The organism is Reichenbachiella versicolor (genome assembly GCF_003171675.1).
Taxonomy (GTDB): Bacteria; Bacteroidota; Bacteroidia; order Cytophagales; family Cyclobacteriaceae; genus Reichenbachiella; species Reichenbachiella versicolor.
On record NZ_QFZQ01000014.1, the window covers coordinates 1 to 22,023 of the forward strand.

Annotated in this window: 19 protein-coding genes and 1 tRNA gene; 5 read left to right on the plus strand and 15 right to left on the minus strand. The window is 36.3% G+C overall.

Going from position 1 to position 22,023, the window contains the following annotated elements:
• Positions 1-171 precede the first annotated feature (171 nt).
• The 3 genes from DKG80_RS20110 to DKG80_RS20120 form a co-directional block, all read right to left on the minus strand.
• Complete coding sequence (locus tag DKG80_RS20110; RefSeq protein ID WP_109833187.1) at positions 172-1,185, minus strand: glutamine synthetase beta-grasp domain-containing protein; 1,014 nt, start codon at positions 1,183-1,185, stop codon at positions 172-174.
• Positions 1,186-1,459: 274 nt separating this feature from the next.
• A complete protein-coding gene (locus DKG80_RS20115; RefSeq protein WP_109833188.1) occupies positions 1,460-2,590 on the minus strand; it encodes an outer membrane beta-barrel protein in 1,131 nt (376 codons plus the stop codon).
• Positions 2,591-2,684: 94 nt separating this feature from the next.
• Entirely contained in the window at positions 2,685-3,935 is a 1,251-nt protein-coding gene (locus DKG80_RS20120) for an ammonium transporter (protein ID WP_394342258.1), read from the minus strand.
• A gap of 565 nt (positions 3,936-4,500) precedes the next feature.
• Here DKG80_RS20120 and DKG80_RS20125 point away from each other — a divergent pair.
• On the plus strand, positions 4,501-4,845 hold the full coding sequence (locus tag DKG80_RS20125) for a YraN family protein (protein WP_109833189.1): 345 nt from the start codon (positions 4,501-4,503) through the stop codon (positions 4,843-4,845).
• A gap of 79 nt (positions 4,846-4,924) precedes the next feature.
• Here the strand turns inward: DKG80_RS20125 and DKG80_RS20130 are convergent, their stop codons facing one another.
• Positions 4,925-6,688, minus strand: a complete 1,764-nt coding sequence (locus DKG80_RS20130; protein WP_109833233.1) for an AMP-dependent synthetase/ligase — start codon at positions 6,686-6,688, stop codon at positions 4,925-4,927.
• Between the two features lie 404 nt (positions 6,689-7,092).
• Between DKG80_RS20130 and DKG80_RS20135 the strand changes: the two genes are divergently transcribed.
• On the plus strand, positions 7,093-8,235 hold the full coding sequence (locus tag DKG80_RS20135; protein WP_109833190.1) for a T9SS type A sorting domain-containing protein: 1,143 nt from the start codon (positions 7,093-7,095) through the stop codon (positions 8,233-8,235).
• Positions 8,236-8,369: 134 nt separating this feature from the next.
• Here DKG80_RS20135 and DKG80_RS20140 read toward each other — a convergent pair whose 3' ends face one another.
• The 4 genes from DKG80_RS20140 to DKG80_RS20155 all read right to left on the minus strand — a co-directional run bounded on the left by DKG80_RS20140 (position 8,370) and on the right by DKG80_RS20155 (position 11,122).
• Complete coding sequence (locus DKG80_RS20140) at positions 8,370-9,029, minus strand: phosphatidylserine decarboxylase family protein (protein WP_109833191.1); 660 nt, start codon at positions 9,027-9,029, stop codon at positions 8,370-8,372.
• A 67-nt stretch (positions 9,030-9,096) separates the two neighbouring features.
• Positions 9,097-9,954, minus strand: a complete 858-nt coding sequence (locus tag DKG80_RS20145; RefSeq protein ID WP_109833192.1) for a phosphatidate cytidylyltransferase — start codon at positions 9,952-9,954, stop codon at positions 9,097-9,099.
• Entirely contained in the window at positions 9,935-10,141 is a 207-nt protein-coding gene (locus tag DKG80_RS20150) for a DUF2007 domain-containing protein (protein ID WP_109833193.1), read from the minus strand. Before DKG80_RS20150 ends, DKG80_RS20145 begins: the two co-directional genes overlap by 20 nt.
• An 81-nt stretch (positions 10,142-10,222) precedes the next feature.
• On the minus strand, positions 10,223-11,122 hold the full coding sequence (locus DKG80_RS20155; RefSeq protein ID WP_109833194.1) for a CPBP family intramembrane glutamic endopeptidase: 900 nt from the start codon (positions 11,120-11,122) through the stop codon (positions 10,223-10,225).
• A 150-nt stretch (positions 11,123-11,272) separates the two neighbouring features.
• Here DKG80_RS20155 and dusB point away from each other — a divergent pair, with 150 nt between their 5' ends.
• Both dusB and DKG80_RS20165 read left to right on the plus strand, forming a co-directional pair.
• Positions 11,273-12,271: a tRNA dihydrouridine synthase DusB gene (gene dusB / locus DKG80_RS20160; RefSeq protein ID WP_109833195.1), complete on the plus strand. Its 999-nt coding sequence runs from the start codon at positions 11,273-11,275 to the stop codon at positions 12,269-12,271.
• 5 nt (positions 12,272-12,276) lie between these two features.
• Positions 12,277-13,113 (plus strand): alpha/beta hydrolase, encoded by an 837-nt coding sequence (locus DKG80_RS20165; RefSeq protein ID WP_109833196.1) that lies wholly within the window; start codon positions 12,277-12,279, stop codon positions 13,111-13,113.
• Here DKG80_RS20165 and DKG80_RS20170 read toward each other — a convergent pair.
• The 5 genes from DKG80_RS20170 to DKG80_RS20190 form a co-directional block, all read right to left on the minus strand.
• Entirely contained in the window at positions 13,105-13,431 is a 327-nt protein-coding gene (locus DKG80_RS20170; RefSeq protein ID WP_109833197.1) for a nucleotide pyrophosphohydrolase, read from the minus strand. The two genes, DKG80_RS20165 and DKG80_RS20170, sit on opposite strands and share 9 nt — an antisense overlap.
• Positions 13,431-13,883, minus strand: coding sequence for a D-aminoacyl-tRNA deacylase (gene dtd, locus DKG80_RS20175; protein ID WP_109833198.1), 453 nt, complete (start codon positions 13,881-13,883; stop codon positions 13,431-13,433). Before dtd ends, DKG80_RS20170 begins: the two co-directional genes overlap by 1 nt.
• Entirely contained in the window at positions 13,855-14,562 is a 708-nt protein-coding gene (locus DKG80_RS20180; protein ID WP_109833199.1) for an NAD-dependent epimerase/dehydratase family protein, read from the minus strand. The genes dtd and DKG80_RS20180 overlap by 29 nt, the downstream gene beginning before the upstream one ends.
• A 137-nt stretch (positions 14,563-14,699) precedes the next feature.
• Positions 14,700-16,175: a Do family serine endopeptidase gene (locus DKG80_RS20185; RefSeq protein WP_109833234.1), complete on the minus strand. Its 1,476-nt coding sequence runs from the start codon at positions 16,173-16,175 to the stop codon at positions 14,700-14,702.
• 157 nt (positions 16,176-16,332) lie between these two features.
• Positions 16,333-16,776 (minus strand): Hsp20/alpha crystallin family protein, encoded by a 444-nt coding sequence (locus tag DKG80_RS20190; RefSeq protein WP_109833235.1) that lies wholly within the window; start codon positions 16,774-16,776, stop codon positions 16,333-16,335.
• A 281-nt stretch (positions 16,777-17,057) separates the two neighbouring features.
• On the opposite strand from DKG80_RS20190, the gene DKG80_RS20195 reads away from it, so the two are divergent.
• A tRNA-Asn gene (locus tag DKG80_RS20195) sits at positions 17,058-17,131 on the plus strand.
• A gap of 626 nt (positions 17,132-17,757) precedes the next feature.
• Here DKG80_RS20195 and DKG80_RS20200 read toward each other — a convergent pair.
• Positions 17,758-19,986: a hypothetical protein gene (locus DKG80_RS20200; protein ID WP_109833200.1), complete on the minus strand. Its 2,229-nt coding sequence runs from the start codon at positions 19,984-19,986 to the stop codon at positions 17,758-17,760.
• A complete protein-coding gene (locus DKG80_RS20205) occupies positions 19,983-22,016 on the minus strand; it encodes an OmpA family protein (RefSeq protein ID WP_109833201.1) in 2,034 nt (677 codons plus the stop codon). The genes DKG80_RS20200 and DKG80_RS20205 overlap by 4 nt, the downstream gene beginning before the upstream one ends.
• Positions 22,017-22,023 lie beyond the last annotated feature (7 nt).

The window sequence follows — 22,023 nt, forward strand, 5'->3', positions numbered from 1 at the left end:
GCTAAGCACCCACAGTTGTTGCCGTAGAGCACGTAGAAAAAATTTTTCTCTAATAGAAAACAGCTTAGATCATCAGTTATTTAGGTAATCTATGCATTGGTATGAAGAGACTTTCAGAAAAAAAAAGGGTTCCTAAACCGAAACCCTTAATTTTTTCAATTGAAACTAAGATCAACCTGTAACAGTTTTAACTGTTTTGATAATTCTAGCAGCAACTTTATATGGATCTGCATTAGAAGCAGGTCTTCTATCTTCTAGATATCCTGACCACCCATGAGTCACTGTATAAACAGGTATACGAATAGAAGCTCCTCTGTCAGAAGGACCATAAGAGAAGTCAGTAATGGCTGCTGTTTCGTGCTTTCCTGTCAACCTTTGATCGTTGTCAGCACCATATACGGCAATATGCTCATCTACTACACCTCTAAAAGCTTCACATACTTTCTCTATTTTCTCCTTAGAACCTGCAGTTCTTAGATACTCATTTGAGAAGTTAGCGTGCATACCAGATCCATTCCAGTCAGTATCACCTAATGGCTTTGGATGGTACTCGATATATAATCCGTATTTTTCAGAAAGTCTTTCCATCAGGTATCTACCAATCCAGATTTCATCTCCAGCTTGCTTAGCACCTTTAGCAAATACTTGCCACTCCCACTGACCAGCAGCTACTTCACCGTTAGTTCCTTCTACATTAAGACCTGCATCTAGACACAAATCAAGGTGCTCATCTTTGAAGTCTCTACCGAATACATTTTGTCCACCTACACCACAGTAGTATGGTCCTTGTGGAGCAGGGAATCCATTTACTGGGAACCCAAGAGGCAATTTAGTTTCAGTATCCATCAAGAAGTACTCTTGCTCGAAACCGAACCAGAAATCATTATCATCATCCTCTATAGTAGCTCTACCGTTAGTTTCATGAGGAGTCCCATCAGCGTTAAGAACTTCTGTCATTACTAAGTATCCGTTTGCAATAGCAGGATCTGGAACAATAAAAACAGGCTTCAATAGACAGTCAGAAGAACCACCTTCAGCTTGCTCAGTAGATGATCCATCGAAAGACCACTCTGGACAATCTTCTAGCTTACCACTGAAATCAGAAACGATTTTAGTCTTGCTTCTCAAGCTCTGAGTTGGTGCATAACCATCCAACCAGATGTACTCTAATTTAGATTTTGCCATTTTTAATAAAGTATTTAGAAATATTTCAAAAAATTTTAAAAAGTCATTATCAATCTACCTCATAGGTAGAATATTGGTTATGAGTTGGTATGTAGAAATAATTGATTGAGATTAATTAAAATACTTATTGCTTGCTGTAAATATTTCCGTGCGGCACTACCTGTTCTCTAAGTATCGATGAGACGCAATATACAAAAAAGAAAATTTGGGGTTACCCTATGGCCAACCCCAAATTTTCAATATTGCTTAAACACTTATGAAATGTTTAAATCTCTTAGAAAGCGTAAACTGCTGCAAGAGTGAATGAAGAAAGACTCTCTGTTGGCATTCCATCACCATCGATATAATCTTTCTCTGAGTTTGTGTCAAAACGAACTTCAGGAATGATAGTAAGGTCACCTACTTTATATGGAGCAGATACTGTAATATCAAGCGCAGATCCTTTACCATCCTCATCTTCACCTACAATTCCGATGTAACCTGATGTTCCGAAATACTCAATTCTAGTACCTAAAGAGAACGCATCAGAAAGAGCATATTGTAAATAACCCGCTACACCATAGAAAGAAGGGTTATCATCAGCACCTTCCACAGAAGTAGTATTGTAAGTAGTGTTTAGGCCAAAATAGAACGCATCAGTAAGATCCCATCCAGCTGTTAAATCAACTTGGAATGTTGCATCTACATTATCAGCAGATCCAGTTTGATCTCCATATAACAAGTTTAAATAAACTCCTCCTACTCCTAACTGAGCTCCAACAGTATAAGTATCTACTGGATTGTACTCAGTCATGTCAGTAGGGTTAAAAACACCTATCATTGCACTTACATCGTCACTAATAGCGTAATCCAGTTTTAACCCAGAATGAGAAAATGGACCGTAAGAGAACATATAAGAAGTAGAATAATTAAAGTTAGCTGCTGGAGAAATAACTTCATAACCTAAGAAAGTATTAAAGTTACCTATAGTCAAGGTTGCAGCGTCAGAAACATTCCAATATGCATACAATTGATTAACAATTGTTGAGTTTCCACTGATTAGTACATCTTCATACTCTGTTGGTTCACCAGTAGCAGGATCAAAAGCAACAGGGATTGATAGACCTTGCTGAGAACCAAAAACAGCATCAGCACCTCTTGGTCCGAAAACAAGATCAGCAACAAATCCAGATTTTTCACCTTCTAGCCCTAAAACAACATTAGCCATACCTAGAGAGAACCCATTTCCATTAGCGAAAGAAGTTCCTGGTGCTTGCTCAGGACCATTATTAGTTGGAGAAAAGTTTGATCTAAAATATGCATCAACGCTACCAGAGATAGTAAGCTCAGGGCCGTCTTGAGCAGTTGCAGCGAAACTAGAAGCTACTAGAGCCGCGCCTGCAAATAGTTTAGTAAATAATTTCATTCGTAAAAAAATGTTTAGAGTTTATAATGTTTATCAAACCTGCTTAGCGAATGTTAAAACATGCACTAAGCAGGAGTTATATATTATATTTTAATTAATCGTCGTAAACGATAGTGTATCCTCTGATACCGTGCTCATGTGAGTCAAGACCTTCAGTTTCATGCTGCTCTGATACTCTTACACCTAAGGTAGACTTCAAGATGAAGAATAAAATGAAAGCAATTGGGAATGCAACCGCTCCGTAAGCCAATACTCCGATTAACTGAGTCATGAATGAGAACTCACCAATACCAAAGATTCCTACAGCAAGTGTACCCCAGATACCACAGCTCAAGTGAACTGAAACAGCACCTACAACATCATCAAGCTTGAACTTATCAAGTGTAATAGCTGAGAATACTACGATCACACCTGCTACTGCACCTATAATAAGAGAAGCATTGATAGAAACAACATCAGCACCAGCAGTGATACCAACTAGACCTGCTAAAATTCCATTCAATACCATACCAAGATCTAGTCTCTTGAATACGAAATATGCAGTGAAGAATCCAAAAAGACCACCAGTACATGCTGCTAGAGAAGTAGTAACTAATACATAAGAAGTCAAATCTGGATCAGCAGAAAGAACAGACCCACCGTTGAATCCAAACCATCCTAACCAAAGAAGGAATACACCTATAACTGCTAGAGGTACTGAAGCACCTGGCTTATCAATAACTTTTCCATCAACATATTTTCCAAGACGTGGCCCGATTACAATGATACCAGCCAATGCACCCCATCCACCTACAGAGTGAACTAAAGTAGAACCTGCGAAATCGTAGAAGCCCATGCCGTCTAACCATCCGCCACCCCATTTCCATGAACCTAACCATGGGTAAACGAAGCCAACATACAATACAGTAAAGATCATGTATGCAGAAACTTTTACACGCTCAGCTATCGCACCAGATACGATAGTAGCCGCTGTTGCTGCGAACATACCTTGGAACAAGAAATCAGTCCAGTAAGTATATCCTCCACCTGCGTAATCAATTGATGCACCGTCACCAGCGCCAATTCCAAAACCAGCAAATCCGAAAATGCCGTTGAAATCACCTGGGTACATCAGGTTAAAACCACATAGGCAGTATGTCAAAATACCTATGATAGGAGTAATAGTGTTTTTGAATAGGATGTTTACAGTGTTTTTAGACTGTCCAAACCCTGCTTCAACACCTGCGAATCCAAGGTGCATGATGAATACCAACCCAGTGGCTAACATCATCCAGACGTTATTCGCTGTGAAAAGAGCTACTGCTCCTTCTGAGGCTTCTTGAGCTACCTCAGCGCTGACTGTCATTGCGTTCGTCAACAAGTTTGTCATAGCAATAATTTTTAGTTAAAAATATGTTTATAGAATATTCAGTATATGAACCACCACGACTTGGTGATTTTTCTAATAATGACTGATTCAAAGGGTAATTTTTCTCACTTGCGACAAAAGCGATCCAGAGAGGTTTAAAATTTTGCCAGCTTCAAAGAAAACTTTGCAAAAAAGATCAATTCAGGTGCGTTTTTAATCGTAAGGAGTTGCAATAGTAACCATTGCCCGTAGAACTACTTAGAATTTTAACCAAAAAATGGTTTTTTGGCTCAATTATTAGAATAATCTCGAAAAATCGCTGACTGTATTATGAGATTCATAATTGACGTAGCTCGAAAAGATAAATTTTGAAAATTTTTCAAAATAACAGCCATCAACCGAGTGTAAATTGTGTTTTTCTGAGGTTTTTTTGATAGATTTTAAAAATTTAGCATCTTTTTTTAGAAACCAACTTATAATTACCTGCGATATCGCAGGTAATTGAGCGTTACCAAATAAGTTTCGAGAAACTTTAAATATTTGAAACCTTACTTTACAAAATATGATTAGCTCACAAAGTATCGGCAGAGAAGGAGAATCTATCGCACTCTCACATCTTTATAAAAACGGATACTCTTTAGTTTCACAAAACTATCGACATAAACATGCTGAAATTGATTTGATAGTATCCAAAGGAAAGCTACTTGTATTCGTAGAAGTAAAGTTTAGAAAAGGTGATAAGTACGGATATCCTGAAGAGTTTGTATCGAAGAATCAAAAGAAAATGATATTGCAAGCTGCTGAAAACTACATATTCACTAATAAATGGGAAGGATTAGTACGTTTTGATATTATTTCTATCAGCGTAGAGTCTGGACTAGTACATTTTGAAGATGCTTTCTACTAAGACCTTATATTAAAAATCTTTTATTCATTAGGTTTTAATGAAGTAATTGAGTGTTCAGTCACATACGATTCTAGTGAATTTATTGAGCCAAATCGTATATACTTTTTATTAACTCCTTGAATTTTTCCTTTATAATCCTCCTTTTTAGTTTCAGAGTCGGTGTAAGTTCCCCAGTATCTATCCCCCATGACTTATCTATTAACTCAAACTTTTTGATTTGTTCCCACTGTCCAAATTCTTTATTAAACCTTCTTACTTCTATCTGATAGAGATCTTGAATTCTAGGGTTTTTAACCAATTCTTCAATATTCTTAGAATCAACCTTGTTTTCATCACACCACTCTTCTAATATTTCAAAATTCGGTACAATAAGAGCAGACGGAAACTTTTGACCCTCTCCCAAAACCATGATTTGTTCTATAAATTCTGACTCTTTGAACTTATTTTCCATCATCTGAGGGGCTATATATTTCCCTCCAGATGTTTTGAACATCTCTTTCTTTCTATCAGTAATTCGAACAAAACCATCCTCCATTATTCCAATATCCCCTGTATGAAACCAACCATCTTGTAAGACTTCTTTTGTCAATTCATCATTTTTATAATAGCCTTTCATGACGTTTGGTCCTTTGCAAAGAATTTCTCCATCATCTGCAATCTTTACTTCTACTTCAGGGATTGGTTTTCCTACACATCCAATACGGATGTCATCTGGGTGGTTTAAAGTGATAGCTGGAGAAGTCTCTGTCAATCCATAACCTTCAAATATTTTAATGCCTGCTGCCCAAAATATTCTTGCCAGTCTGGGCTGTAAAGCTGCAGCTCCTGAGGGAATCAATTGAATATTTCCTCCCAAAGCTTCTTGCCATTTAGAAAAGATCAGTTTACGAGCAATCTTAAGCTGGACATTGTACCACCAACCTAAATTTATATTTGGATCATATCGATGCCCCAGTCTAAGAGCCCAGAAGAACAGCTTTCTTTTAATTCCCTTTAATTCATGACCTTTAGCTACGATCTTATCGTATACTTTTTCTAATAAACGGGGCACACATGTAAACATTTGAGGTTTAATTTCACGAAGATTGTCTCCTATCGTTTCCATACTCTCTGCATAATAAACACTTACCCCTTTCTGAAAATAGAAATAACCTGTGACTCTTTCGAAAATATGGCACATCGGCAAGAAGCTTAAAGCTCTATCCTTACCATCAATAAGCATATGGCCTGCTAAGGTAATGAGCGCATTGACATTAGTAGTTAGGTTGGAATGAGTAAGCATTACTCCTTTTGGAAACCCTGTGGTACCACTAGTATATATTATTGTCAATAAATCATCAGGCCTAATTATATCCTTATAATCCTCAACTATTTCTAGGTCTGATGTGGCATCTAATTCAGCAACCTCCCTCCAGTGAGCAATGCCGTCTAACTTATCAAAAGAATAAATTAAATCGACTGGTATTTCTATTGTTGACTCAAGAACTTTCTCAATCAAATCTCGAGTGCCTGCAAAAATAGCTTTTACTCTTGCATGCTCGAAGATGTACTTATAATCTTTTACATTAATAGTTGGATAAAGAGGTACGGTGACTATTCCTAACTGCTGACAAGCCAAATCCACAAAGTTCCATTCAGGACGATTATCTGAAATAAGTGCAACTTTATCTCCTGGTTTGAGCCCTAGTTTCAAAAAACCTAGGCTTAGTCTCTGAGATATATTTATAACCTCTTGCGTGGAATAACTTACCCATTCACCATTTACTTTGTGATTCAAGCATTCTTTTAAAGGAAAGCTGTGCAACTGATTATAAGCAAAATCAAATGTTCTTGTTGCTTTCATATCATTCATTATTAACCTATATAAAAATACGGTTAATATATATGGTATGTTAAGCTACTGTTAAGATAATCAGTGGTCAGACTCATCGAATACCTCTTAATAGACTCTCTTAATTAGTATAGAAACTGCTAAAAAGAACTTTTTTAACCAATCACTATGAGGTACAATTATGACCTTCTAACAATCTATTTGGTTTATTCAACCGCGAATTATCGTCCGTTAATCGAAATCTCAACTCAAATTCGAAGTGATTTCTTGATTTTTACATCCAGAATTCAAATTATAAACTATTTAAATCACTTGACAGTTAGGTGTTTCACTAAGTAAATACATCCACGAATTAAGTATAATTCTGGTTTTATGACGAAGCTTTCAAGTTAGATTTAAAATCAAATTAACTAGATATGAGAACTAACTTACCATATTTAATATTCGGCTTTTTATTTTTTGCTACGACTTTTTCGTATGCTCAAATATCTACTATTGTAGGTCTAACTGGAAATTGGGAAAACGACTCTTCTTGGGACGGTGTGAATTCCCCTGGGACTACTAATATTACTTACAACAATGATATAACCATAAATGGATACATTACCAGTGGTTCTTTATCTTTTGCTTCAATTGGTACAAATACATTTGAACTATTAATAAAAGACACTTTAGTAGTCAATGGGTCTCTTTCTTTTGATGCTAATTCTATCAATCTGAAAGTTGATGGTTTACTAGTAGTTCTTGGTGATTTAGATGCTGGAAATAAGGTTGACTTGAGCAATAGTGGCAATATAGCCGTAACAGGAGATTTAACTCTCCCCAATAATGGCAACTCTGATTATACAGGATCAGGGTCTCTCTATGTAGACGGTACAATAAATGGGAGTGGGACAGCAGCTACTGCAGCTACTTCTGTACAAGAGCCTATTTCAAATCTGGATGGCACGGGTGATGATAGTGAACAAACATTATACGACTTCATTACTGACCCTATGGTAACTACATTACCTGTCGAACTTTATAGTTTTAATGTGTTAAAAACCTCTAATGCTGTAAAAATTCAATGGAGTACAGTTTCAGAAACTGATAATGACTATTTTGAAGTTATGAGGTCTATAGATGGTTATAATTTTAAAACTATTGCGACTATAGAAGGTGCTAAAAATTCAAATGAGCTATTGTCATATTCATACACTGATTATGAAGCTTTTGACGGAACATTCTACTATAGATTAAAACAAACTGACTTGAGTGGGGATTTTGAAATTTTCGATATCAAAAAAATAACCTTAGGTGAAACAGTTGAAAATGTAAAGGCATTCCCTAATCCAGTTACAAATGGAGATCTAAACATAAAGGTGATAAACTCTAGTATTAAGGGTCAATTATTTGTTCAAATCTATGATACAAAAGGGTTTAAAGTTGAAGAAAGGTACTTTATGTCAAAAGAGCCTTTTCACTTAGAAACTTTACATTTTCCAAATCTGAAAGGGCTTCATATTATTAAAATTCAAGGCGATGGTTTGACGCACTCATCCGTCATAATATTTAAATAGTCGCTAATTAGGTGTTTCACTAAAGCTAATAATCTTAAAGAAAATTGTCGCTTTAGATAAGTGAAATAGCATTAACAAAAAAGGCTTTTTCTGTTACTAGAAAAAGCCTTTTTTGTTAATGCCTGGGTACTAAACTAATTCAGTTTTGCAATCACGGTTTTACCTCCCTTAGTTTTATCATCTATGTTGACGGTTATCTCAGTTCCAAGCGGCATGTATATATCCAATCTCGAACCAAACTTGATGAACCCATACTCATCTCCATCTGCAAGTTTGTCTCCTTCTTTTGGATACCATTTTATTCTCCTAGCTACAGCACCCGCTACCTGTCTTACCAATATTTCAGCACCAGATTCATGTTCAACAACCATAGTTGTGCGCTCATTTTCGGTACTTGACTTTGGGTGCCACGCTACTAAATATTTACCTGCATGATATTTCATATACTTCACCAACCCTCCGATCGGCGTACGACATACGTGAACATTTAATGGTGACATAAAAATGGACATTTGAATTCTCTTGTCCTTAAAGTACTCTGGCTCTTCGACTTCTTCGATCACCACGACTTTACCCTCTGCAGGGGCTAATATTTCATTAGTATTTACTTGTACCTTGATCTTAGGATTTCTAAAAAACTGAAGCACTAATAAATAGAGAATCAGACTAACTAGGCCAACAGCTTGTCGAATCACAATCATGTCGGGCCAGCGAGAGTATAAAAAGGCATTTAAGCCTCCAAGAATTATAAACAGGGATAATAAGATGCCTTTACCTTCTTTGTGAATGGTCATTGCTAATCATGGTTATTTGATGCCAAAGATAAAAACGGATTACTGAGAGACAATGAGCTTATAATTATTAATCCCAAAAGATCGAGCACATTCTCAAAAACACGACTATAAATGGTACTGAAAGCAATAGTCCATCAAACCTATCAAGGAAACCTCCGTGGCCTGGGAGTTTTCTTCCTGAGTCTTTGATATCCATACTTCTCTTGAAAAGAGACTCTACTAAATCCCCATAGTTACCTGCTACGATCACTATAAAAGAGATTATAACCCATTGCCAACTAGGAATTACTTTAAACCAGTGCGATACTCCAAGCGCAAATGCCAAGGATAATATACCTCCTCCAATACTTCCTTCCCAAGACTTTTTTGGAGATACACTTTCAAATAGTTTTCTTTTGCCAAAAGCTGTACCTGCAAAATATGCGCCAGTATCACTAGCCCAGAGAATTAGAAATAGGCCAATCACTAATTCATAACTGTATGAACCTGCATGAAATGCAATAACGTTCAAGAGAGAAATGGGAACGGCTACATAAAAAAGGCCTAAAAAGGTAAAAGCGATATTGACGAACGGTTTTTCTTCACCGATTTTATAAAGCTTAATAAAGTAAATAAGTGATGATAAGGCAAAAACTGCATAAAACCAGTCGAACCCCACAATTTGCTTTTCAAACAAAAACACAAGGGAAAAGGTCAATACCCCCAAAAATGCTCCATAGTTCCTCACAGGGGTTCGGCCACTAGCCTTGATTAACTTGTAAAACTCCAACTGCGTCATTACAGTAAGAAATAGAAATGAACAAAAGAACCCCCAGTCTTTGAAATAAACTAGAACAAAAATCATGAAAGCGGATCCTAAAATCCCAGTAACAAGCCTAATAGCTAGGTCTGAAAACTTTTTGTTCTTAGTCGAAGTTGATGTCATCCTTTATAATCTTAATCGCTCGGATCACATTATCGGCTGGTACATGCACTTCAAAGTGCCCAAATTGATATGAAGTATCCTGCTTATTTATCATCACTGGTTGTAGCCCTGAGTCCTCTAACACAGCAACTACTATTTCTGCTCGATACTCCATCTTATCATCAAATACTTTTTGCCAGTCCTTCATCAATAGAAAGGGTATCTTAAATCTCTCAAACGCCAAAGTCTTTACTTTCAAAATCGACCATATAGTGTTCAGAGTCCTAAATTATCTTTTTTGTACTCGCTTCACAAAAAAGCCAAAAAGAAATACACCAATAAGTGTAAAAACTAGTACTGTAGACCATGGTATTGAATCAGTACTTTCAATATCAATTTCTGTAATACCTTGCTGATACAAATACAACATTAAAATAGTAAAAGCATTGTTGGTAAAATGAGCAGCTACTGCATACCACAAATTACCTGAATAGAAATACACATAACCAAACAAGGCTCCCAGTAGCATTCGAGGTAAAAACCCAAAAAATTGTAAGTGAAAAGCACTAAATGCAAGAGCTGTAACCCAAATTGCAACGTGTGGGTTGCTAAAAATTTTCATCCAGTAGCGCTGAATCATACCTCTAAAAAGTAACTCTTCTCCTAAAGCTGGTATTATGGCAATAACTATAACTGAAGCTAGAAAATATGGAAGCGAGTAAAAATGTGTCAAGAACTTTGTCGCCTTTTCTGCCATATCCTCCATCAACCTTAACTTTTCATGAAGCCCTTCTGGAAATTGTACATTCATATTCCATTCAATAAATGGAGAGTTGACAATCATAAATACAATAGTCATTGCAGCTATCAATATAATATTCACAAAGTTTTCGCCTTCGTAACTTATGATTTCTGAAAAGTCCTCTTTTTCATAATACTTCACGAAAAGAAACGGTACCAATATAAAGCTAGTACCAGCGGCTAGTGCTTGAACAACTAAAAACAAATTTTGGTAAAGAGGCTGCGGACCTTCTTGTTGCATTGCTGTCATTAAGGAAGACAAATCAACACCTGTAATTAATGCTCCTATTAGTAGATAGACATTTGGCACTATCAAATAAACTCCTAATGAAATCAATGTCAAAACTATTAATAATAGTAGTGGACTTTTAGATACGTGATCAGACATATTTAATCATTTATTAAGGTCTTATTTAGACGATTAATTATTGAAGAATGTGAAATAAAAAATCATATCAATGATAACCTTTAACTTTGCGGCAAAAATGTCTTGATATTCTGAATATAAAAAAGACATCATTGATTTAAGGCGTGGCGTATGGTCAAGATAGGTGATATTGAAGTAGGAGAGTTCCCATTGTTATTAGCTCCAATGGAAGATGTGAGTGACCCTCCTTTCAGAGCGGTATGTAAGGAAAATGGTGCAGATTTGATGTACACTGAGTTCATCTCATCAGAAGGGCTCATCAGAGATGCTGCGAAAAGCGTTCAAAAACTAGACATCTATGACTATGAGCGACCAATAGGGATTCAAATTTTTGGAGATAAAATCGAATCCATGCGCGAAGCTGCGGCTATAGCCGAAGAAGCTGATCCAGAAATTATCGATATCAACTATGGTTGCCCCGTAAAAAAAGTGGCTTGTAAGGGTGCCGGTGCAGGTATACTCCTTGATATACCAAAAATGGAAGCAATGACTGCCGAAATAGTCAAAGCGGTCAATAAACCTGTAACCGTTAAAACAAGACTGGGCTGGGATCATGATAATATCAAAATCATGGAAGTAGCCAAAAGATTGCAGGGTGTAGGTATACAAGCGCTGTCTATTCATGGTCGTACTCGTCAACAGATGTATAAGGGTGATGCTGATTGGTCACATATCGCTGAAGTCAAAAATAATCCTGATATACATATTCCGATATTTGGAAATGGTGACATTGATTCACCACAGAAAGCACTAGAATACAAAAACAAATTTGGTGTAGATGGTATAATGATCGGTAGGGCTGCTATTGGATACCCTTGGATATTTAACGAAATCAAGCACTTTATAAAAACAGGAGAATACCTTCCAGGGCCTACCCTGGAGCAACGAGTAGATGTTACTAAGCGGCATCTAAAATTCTCTGTAGAATGGAAGGGAGACAAAAAAGGAATATTTGAAATGAGACGTCATTACACTAATTACTTCAGAGGAATTCCGAATTTCAAACCGTATAGATCCAGATTAGTTGAGTCTCCTACCTATGAAGGTACTTTATCTATTCTTGATGAAGTGGCAGAAGTTTTTTCCAAGCAAAGCGTATTACAAGACTAGTATTCATGAACCAATCTTCTGATTCATACTCACTCATCGTTCGAGATGGCGTACAGCTTCATATACAAGAATGGCTTATAGGGTCTCCAAAAGCAGCTTTAATTATTGTTCATGGTTTGGGGGAGCACATTGGTAGATATGACCATCTTGCCGAGTATTTAAACAAAAATGGAATAAGTGTCTTTGGTTTTGACCTTCGCGGACATGGGCTTTCCGAGGGCAAAAAAGGCCATACACCATCTCACGATAGAATGTTGGATGATGTCGAAGAAATAATGATGTATGTACGAGCTGAGTACAACGACCTTCCTATTTTCCTGTTTGGACATAGTATGGGCGGTAATATTGTGGCTAATTACATCTTAAAGAAAAATGTAAATGAGTTGGTAGGAGCTATCATTTCATCTCCTTGGTTAAGAACAATCAAAAAAATCCCCGAATCAAAAATCAAATTAGCCAAGTTTGTTAATAAAATATTCCCATCTTTTCAGCAATCCAATGGGCTTGATATAAACTTACTTACCTACGACAAAGCCGTCAACGACGCTTATCTAGAAGATCCATTAACACACGATCAAATCTCCGTCAGAATGTTCTTAGAGTTCCGTAATGCAGGAGAATGGGCTTTAAAAAATGCTAAGAAAATAAAGCTAAAAGCTCTAATCTATCATGGATCAGATGACATGATTACTTCTAGCACAGCAAGTTCAAGTTTTGCTGAAAATGCTGGAAATTTAGCTGATTTCAAAACCTACTTAAATACTCGACACGAACCTCACAATGATTCAGCACAAAAAGAGGTTTTTGAAGATTTGAAGAAATGGATAACCGCCTTACTTTAGTTTTTCATTATTAATATGGCGATCAGCATCTCTAACTGTCTTCTTTTCAATATTTTTTTGAAGGGCTTCTGTAAGATCAGTACCTGTTTGATTAGCTAAACAAATCAGCACCCACAGAACATCCGCCATCTCATCACCCAGATCTTTACCTAAGTCAGATTTTTTAAAAGATTGATCACCATAGGTGCGTGCCATTATTCTTGCAAGCTCTCCAACCTCTTCTGTCAAAATAGTCATGTTAGTCAATTCGCTGAAATAGCGTACGCCTACTGTTTTGATCCAATGATCTACAGTATCCTGAGCTTCTTTTATTGTCATTATATTCTGTTTTTAGAATCGATCCAAATTGTTACTGGGCCGTCATTTATTAGTGATACTTTCATATCAGCTCCAAACTCTCCTGTCTGAATTGGTTTGCCAAGTTCCTGAGTCACCTTCTTGATGAGCGATTGATATATAGGTATAGCAACGTATGGTTTTGCGGCTTTAATGTAGGATGGCCTATTTCCTTTCTTGGTACTGGCGTGAAGTGTAAACTGCGAGATCATGAGGATATCTCCATTGACGTCTAAGACACTCTTATTCATCACTCCTTCTTCATCATTAAAAATCCTGAGATTAACTGCTTTTCGGGATAACCAATCAATATCTTCCTGAGTATCTTCTTCTTCAATACCGACAAGTATCAATAAGCCTTGGTCAATTTCACCAATAACCTTCTCATCTACTTTTACCGATGCTTCAAGCACTCGCTGCAATAGTAGTATCAACTTTGTATTCTTTTCGTCTCGAAGTTTTTTTCATTTCAAGTGGCTTATGTACATGCACTCCACTTTCTCCACTTTTGCTCACGTAAAACATTGCTTCTGCAACTTCACGTCCTTTTATAGCCCAAAAACGAAGTCTAGAACCTATAATAAAAAATGAAAAAACTGATGAAACAATCTTAGCCAATTCCTCCCAAAGTCTAAAATGAGGCCTATAGCCTAGTAAAAGTGATGGCTGATAAATGTGTAATGTTTTCAGATTCAAATCTCGAAGGGCGTCTTCTAACTGCCCTTTAACCGCATTATAGAATAATCCTGACTCGGGATTGGCCCCATAAGATGTGACTACATTAAATACTTCGAACTGAGGATCTTCTTTGGCCATTTTTGCCAATTCCATTGGAAAACTAAAATCAACTTTGAAGAAAGTTTCTTTATTCTTAGCCTTTCCCATAGTAGTTCCTATGCAGCAGTAATAATCGTTTGCAGATATTTGACTCTTGTAGTCTGATAATCTATTAAAATCAACAACCACCTCTTCTATTCGATTGTCTTTGACTTCGGGCGATCTCCTACCTACCAATAAAACTTTTGAATAGTAATCATGCTCTAGAAGCACGTTAAGAAGCTCTCTTCCAACAAGTCCTGTTGCTCCAACAATTACCGCTGTTTTACCAGACATTGACTTTTATATTAGACATGGAAAAAATGACACTCGACCGTCAAGATACTAATAATGACAGAAATTATAAAAAAAACCTCCAACGATATTCTTGTCGGAGGTTAGTATGTAATTATCAAATTAATTTATTCTCTTGCTTACCAGCCTATACCATAGTAAGCTTTCAATCCATCCTCATAAATTCCTTCAATCAAGAGTCCTGATCCATCTAATGATCTAGACAATGATGCGGAGAGGTCTTCTACATTTGAAATAACTCTTCTATCAATTTTTGTAATAATAAACCCTTCTTTTATTCCAGCTTCTTTCCACTTTCCTTTTTCTAAGGCTACCAATTTAGCCCCTCCATCGACACCTAGGGATTTAGCCTCGTCGTTGGAAACATCTTCAAATGTTGCTCCTTGTATGATAACACTATTGTTGGTTGCGGCGATAGCTTTGGTCGTATTCAAGGAGTTTTTGAGTGTAGCTGTTACTTTCTTTTCTTTTCCATCTCTTAAGAAAGTCACTAAAATCTGATCACCAGGTCTATTAAGAGCCACTTTTTCTTGCAACTCAGCCGTCTTTTTAACATTCTCACCATTGATAGCAACGATCACGTCACCATCTCTGATACCTGCTTCATCTGCTCCACTTTCAGGTCTTACTCCTAAAACATATACCCCCTCTAATACCTTAAGATCTTTTTCTTCTGCTAATTCTGCATTTACATCAGCAATATTGATTCCAAGCAAAGCACGTTGTACCACTCCAAATTCTTTTAAGTCTCCAATCACTTTTTTAACTAATGATGATGGTACTGCAAAAGAATATCCAGAAAACGCTCCAGTAGGGCTGGCAATAGCTGTATTAATACCTACCAATTCACCCTTAAGATTAACTAATGCACCCCCAGAATTTCCAGGGTTCACCGCAGCATCTGTTTGAATAAAAGATTCGATAGCCATATTGTTTTTATCTCTCAGGATATTAATATTTCTTCCTTTGGCAGAAATAATCCCAGCAGTTACTGTAGATCGAAATTCAAATGGATTACCAATAGCCAATACCCACTCTCCTACTTCAGCAGCATCCGAATCTCCTAATTTTACAAACGGAAGATCATCTGCATCAATCTTCAATAATGCCAAATCAGTAGTAGGGTCTGTTCCAATAACTTCCGCTTTAAATGTCCTATTATCATTTAATAGTATTTCTACATCTGTGGCACCATCAACCACATGATTATTTGTAGCGATATAACCATCCTTACTAATAATAACACCACTTCCTGTTCCTACACGAGGAGCTTGTTTATACTCGCGATTAGGGTAGCCGAAAAACTGCCTATAAAACTCCTCCATTGGATCACGTCCTCGTTGACCTGTTTTTGCCTCAGTAGTACTACGAATATGAACTACTCCTGGAGTCACGAGCTTAGCCGCATCCACAAAATTGAGCTCTGCTGCCATAGCCATTCCCGTACTAGAAGCAAGCTTTATCGCGCTAGGCTCTGATTTGATTACTTGAACAGTTTGATCTTGAGGTTTGATTAATTGGTAACCTCCGATAGCAATAGCTCCTCCAAGAATGGAAGCTAGAAATAACCCGAGGAAATACTGTCTCTTCTTCATATCATTAAACATTTTTATTCGACAAGGCAATTAACGAGCTTGCCAAGTATTAGATCAAGTAATTAACTTTATTTAACACAAATCACCCTCATCTCGCAATAAGGGTGATTTGATATATCAATTCGTACCATATTGACTCTTGAAGTTCCAATTGACTCTAGTTTACTGAAATTGTTTTCTTCTGAATTTTCTTTTCATCTTTTGGAACTACTATATCCAATATTCCATCCTTGTAATTTGCCTGAACCTTATCCGCATCAATATTATCTGGCAAATGGAATGATCTTTTGAATGAGCCGAAACTTGTTTCTACGGAGTGAAAGTTTTTTTCTTTTTTGTCATTTTTAAATTCCCTCTCTCCGTTGACTGTCAATACACCTTCATTGATATCAACATTAATGTTCTTCTTGTCAATCCCCGGTACCGCAAAGCTTAATTCGAAAGCATTGTCAGTTTCAGAAACGTCTACTTTAGGAACAAAAGCCTTATCAGCTTCATTACTGTTATTAAAAAAATTGTCATTAAATAAGTCATCAAAGATTCTAGAAACACTAGGGGTTCTAAATCTTACTGCTGGATTGTTGTACTTAATAAGTGTCATCGTTCTATTTTTTATTTTAAAAATCTTTGACCTGTTTATAGAGAAATCTATGCCACAACCTAAAATCATACTGAAAAATGCCATTATGTCTCATTTAAAGAAAAACAACTTCTAATTAATGTCATTATGTCTGTTTTTTAAAAGTATTATTCAGCAATAGCACTGATAAAATATTTTTTCAATCTTTTTACCCCCTTGCTTTGTTGTTTACAAATCAAGTCTCTAATATTGCAGTCCCAAATTTTGGATGAAGCAAAAGAGTAACGCCAAAATTTAAAAATTCCTCTTTAGCTCAGTTGGTTAGAGCATCTGACTGTTAATCAGAGGGTCGTTGGTTCGAGCCCAACAAGAGGAGCGAAAAGCAGATCATAGATCTGCTTTTTTTGTTTCTAACAAAGTCACATTCGACTGTGATTGGAATTCAAGATAAAATGAAAAATAGCTCTACTGGTTTACCATTTCTTCGTGAAATAATATTTAGTGGCTAGTCCATTCTCCAACTGTACATAACTACAAAAGAGTATCCATAAAGCTTATCCGACCCAACAATTCACTTACATTACTATGAGTTTCAACCCACTCTTCCAGCCTAAAAACCAACAATTTAAAGTTGAAAACCTATCATTTCGCAGTTAATCGTCAATAATACGTTTATCAAATATCAATTCACCTAATATTTATCATAGTTCACCGCTTGAAAACGTCAATTCACCGAAAATCGGTTCACATGCCTTCAATCAGATTCTATCTTTGAATCATAGTTAATAATCATAATAAAAGGTTTGAAGTTTAAGAGGTAAACTACTTTTTGATCTGGAACTCCGAACTGCACTTCGGAGTTCTTTTTCACCTTTTTAGAATTAACTCACTGGAAAGCACATAATTTAGTCTTATCATTCATATACAAAGGCTGTTCACCTAGACGAGGTAGACAGCCTTTTTTACTATAGGAAAATTTGTTAGTGGGAGCGTAAAAGAATTTTAGTCAAAAGAATCGGCAACGATTTCCAAGTCCTTTGTAACTATAAAATGAACTATGACAGCGTTATCATTTTCTATTTGAAAACCTCTTTTATGCTCTGTTTTACTACCAATGATATTGATAGCATGATCTCCTGATTTAAACAAAATATCGGTATAGTAAGGAGTTCTCTTTTGTAAAAACAATTCTTTTTTCAGCTTACCGTCATTATTCAGCTTTAACACGAATGTTGATTCTCCAGATTCTGAAATTACTTTTTCCTTATTCAAATTTATGATCGAAATATAATTCCCTGAAACTACAAATCCGTCTTCCACACCAGCCAATCCGGTCACATTACCCACAACAGGGACAACAGTCTCCCAAACAACCTCACCATTACTATTAACATGACTAATGTAAAGAGAAGACGTATCATTCAACTTATATTCTTCATCTTCCCCTTTGAATGTAATTATATATGATTGTGTGTCTTGAATATAATTTATACTTCGAGGATAATTACTATTGCGAAGCTCAATATTGGCAACCTCATTTCCCTGTTCATCATATCTGATGATATAATTTTTTCTCCCTCCCTCATCTGACGCGGTATTTACAACTACAGTACACCCTGACTGAGTATCTGTAAAAGCCGTAAGTCTTGTATCTAATAGTTGATCTGATTCATTAGTTTTTAGGCTAATCTCTTGCAACCAAGTCACTTTACCATTAGGCTGTTTCTTACAGACATAAGCGGTAACTTTCTCCGTTTTGGAATTGTAAAAGTTACCTGCCAAATATTCACTATCATCAATATTAGTTACCTGGTACAAGGTGTGTAACTGGTCAGGATTATTCTTGTTAGATTCATCCTGCATAATATAATTAGGGATATTGTACTTTCCATAACTCAACTCTTCACCCTGATCACCTTGTTCAAACTTTGCTCTTGCCAGTTCAGTTATCGTACCAAAATACTTTTTAAAATCTGACCTACATTGAGATTTCTCTTGATTAATATAAACTTTAACTCCATCTATACCTTGATAATACCGATCCAAGAAATCTTGATACTTACTATATGAAGACTCTGTGTTTCTTTCTACTATTTTATCTAGCAAATCTTGAGCTTGTTTAGTAGTATAAAGCATCCTACCATAACTCGACATCTTTTGATCATAATCTAGACCTGTATTGGTCTGAATGGCCTTTGCCCAATGCTCTTGATGCAATAATGCATGTTTATATTCTTTAAATTGAAAGAGTGGCTCTATTACAGATCCTAAATCGTACTTTCTGAGATTATTGATAAACTGTTTATCCACTGTCAGCTGTTCATACTGTCCCGAGGAAAAATCTTGCTCTACTCGATCGAGCTTGGACTTGATCAATTTCTCATTGTGTACCATCTGCTCTCTCAATTCTTTAATTTTTTCATTTACATAATCATGTGTATCATCTACCCATTGACCATAATTCCATACTTCAATATCATTCGCCAAAAAATTAATTTCCGCACTCAATCCATCCAGTCTATAGATATCAATAGTCTGTATATTTAGTTTTTGGCTATAACCAATATCGAATGTGTCTTTTCGTGATTGATACTCTCCAAACCATTTGATTGCGTCAAGATATGTGGACTTGAGTTTTTCAAACCTTTCGGCAAGCTGATCATCATATAGCAAGTAAAGTTCTTTTACTGTTTTATAATCACCGATGATGTCAGTAAACTGGTTAACTGCACTAGAATAAGCTGAATAGCTCTTCCCAAACGCGTCAACAATTTTGGGCACATTATTCATAAATCTTTGCTGAATTGCTCGAGATCTTTCAATAGTATTTTGAATCGAATCAAATGATACTACGGCTTTACCTCTCTCATCAATTACTAAAAAGTTTATGAACTGACCACTTTTCCTAGCTGCAGACCTTTCATCAAAATGTTTAATTACCTCCTCAAAGGCTAAATCGGACAATTCTATATTAGCTATAGCTCGGCCATATTCTCTTAAAGGATCACTTTCAATAAATCGCTGATGATAGATCAAACCTAGCTGTAAATAAGGCGCTACATTCTTGATACTATCTTCTGACAAATATTTTTTTAATTGAGCTACAGCAGTTTGTGGTCCTTGTTGTAAAATATTTGGCAGAGCATCTTCTAATTTTGGTCTTTTTTGAGCTATCGATACTTTACTAATCGACATGACTAAAACTGCGATATATAAGATCTTCATTTTCATATCGCCAAAATTTTAAGAATTACACGTCTGTTTTTTGCTCGGTTTTCATCATTGTCATTGGGAACGAGAGGCTGATCCTCTCCATAGCCTACTGGCTGAAATCGCTGATCAGCTATTTCATTCTCGATCAAAAATGCTACTACGCTCTGTGCTCTGCGCTCCGATAATAATTTATTATAAGCGCCCGAACCAACATCATCTGTGTGTGCTGCAATTTCCACTTCCAAAGTGGGGTTATTATGCATCAATCCTACGACACGATTGAGTTCAGCTGAAGAGCTTTCAGTTAATTGATCCGAATTAGATTCAAACAAAATATCCTTTAATGTCAAATTCGTCCCAACTAGTAATGGCTGCAGTTTCAGCGCCACCTCAGGATTATTACCACCTCCTACATCTATAACTGTAGAGTTGAAAGCATACCCTTGATCACTAGTGGCTTCTATTTCATATCGGTCCCCTACTCTTAAAGCGACAGTTTGATTCCCTTCTATATCAATCACCTCATCACGGTTTCTATTTCGAATGCGAACCCTAGATCGTACTTTTCGATTGTTTGTAAGGTCAGATATATTAATCTCAACTTCTTCTTTGATTGGTAATAGCTCTATGTCTTTCTCAAACTCTGGAAAAACAATTAGTCCTGACAAGTCAAAATCAAAAGACTGAGAATAGAAATCTTGTTTATTCACATTAACCTGATAAATCTTACCTATAGAAAGAGCTAATTTTAGAGAACCAGTTACATTATGACTTACCGTATCAAGAACTGTAGTACCAGACTCTTTTTCAACTACCTCTATATCTGTCTCAATGGGATAGTAAAGTTCCCCATCATAGATATTTAGATAAAGCTGACTACTCTCATAAAGCGTTACATCTTCTTGAATCTCCCTATACTCATCTACCAACGATAGATCATAAGAATTAACATATGTTGTATAACCTTCTGCTCGATATTCTACTGTATAACTTCGTCCGGTTGCTAATACAATGCTATATCTACCGTCAATTGGATTATTTTGGATCTGCATTACTTCTTCAGAAGTATATGCATCTCTAACAAAAATCTCTGCCGCAATACCATTATTGGATTCGTGATTTTTCACATACCCTTGAATAACATTATTTCTGAATTGCTGAAATTCTTCTGGAATGCTTACTTCATAAATGTCCTGGGAATTATAAGCATAAAACAACTTATCTCCTTGCGCAGAAATAGAAGCAAATTGATCACTTTTCTCTGAGTTAAGAAAGTCCAAAGGAATCGGCGTACCCCAATCACCAGCGTCATTTAGCTGTGACTGATACATATCATAACTCCCTTTACCGTCTAACTTATAACTTGAAAAGATTAGGGTTCTATTATCCGCCATGATCCTCGGAGCTTTTTCACATCCTTCGTTAATAGGCTCAGGAAGAGGAATTGGTTTAGACCAAGTACCATCCAATTGTTTATTGGACTGATATATTGTGTAGCAGACTTTACTATCAAAAATCTTTTTCAGTTCCTTGTCTCTCGGTCCTTCAGGTTTGAACCTTACAAAATACATAGACTTACCATCCGCAGAGATTGATGGAAACCCTTCATACTCCGAAGAATTAATAGGTGCACCAATATTCTTTGGTCGTGACCATCCCCTCTCTGTTCTGACAGAATAATAAATATCTTCTGCCCCCATTCCTCCTGAAAAAGAACTAAAATAAAACAGCGTATTCCCATCAAATGATATACTTGGACCTCCAATTAGATCATTTGGGCTACCATAATTATTCACACTATCAATACTAATTGGAGCTGACCACTCACCATTTTCAAATTTAGCCTCATAGAGTTCATACCGGCCAGTAATATTAGCCTCAAAAACCATAGTCTTCCCGTCAGCAGAAATGGATGGTGCATACTCCACTGCGTCACTATTAATATTTCTGACTTTACTCCCTTTGTCCACTACTGGTGTAGAGACATCCTGCGATACTCCAACATAACAAAGCATACTGAAAAAAAGCAAAAGAAATGTTCTATTCATTGATATT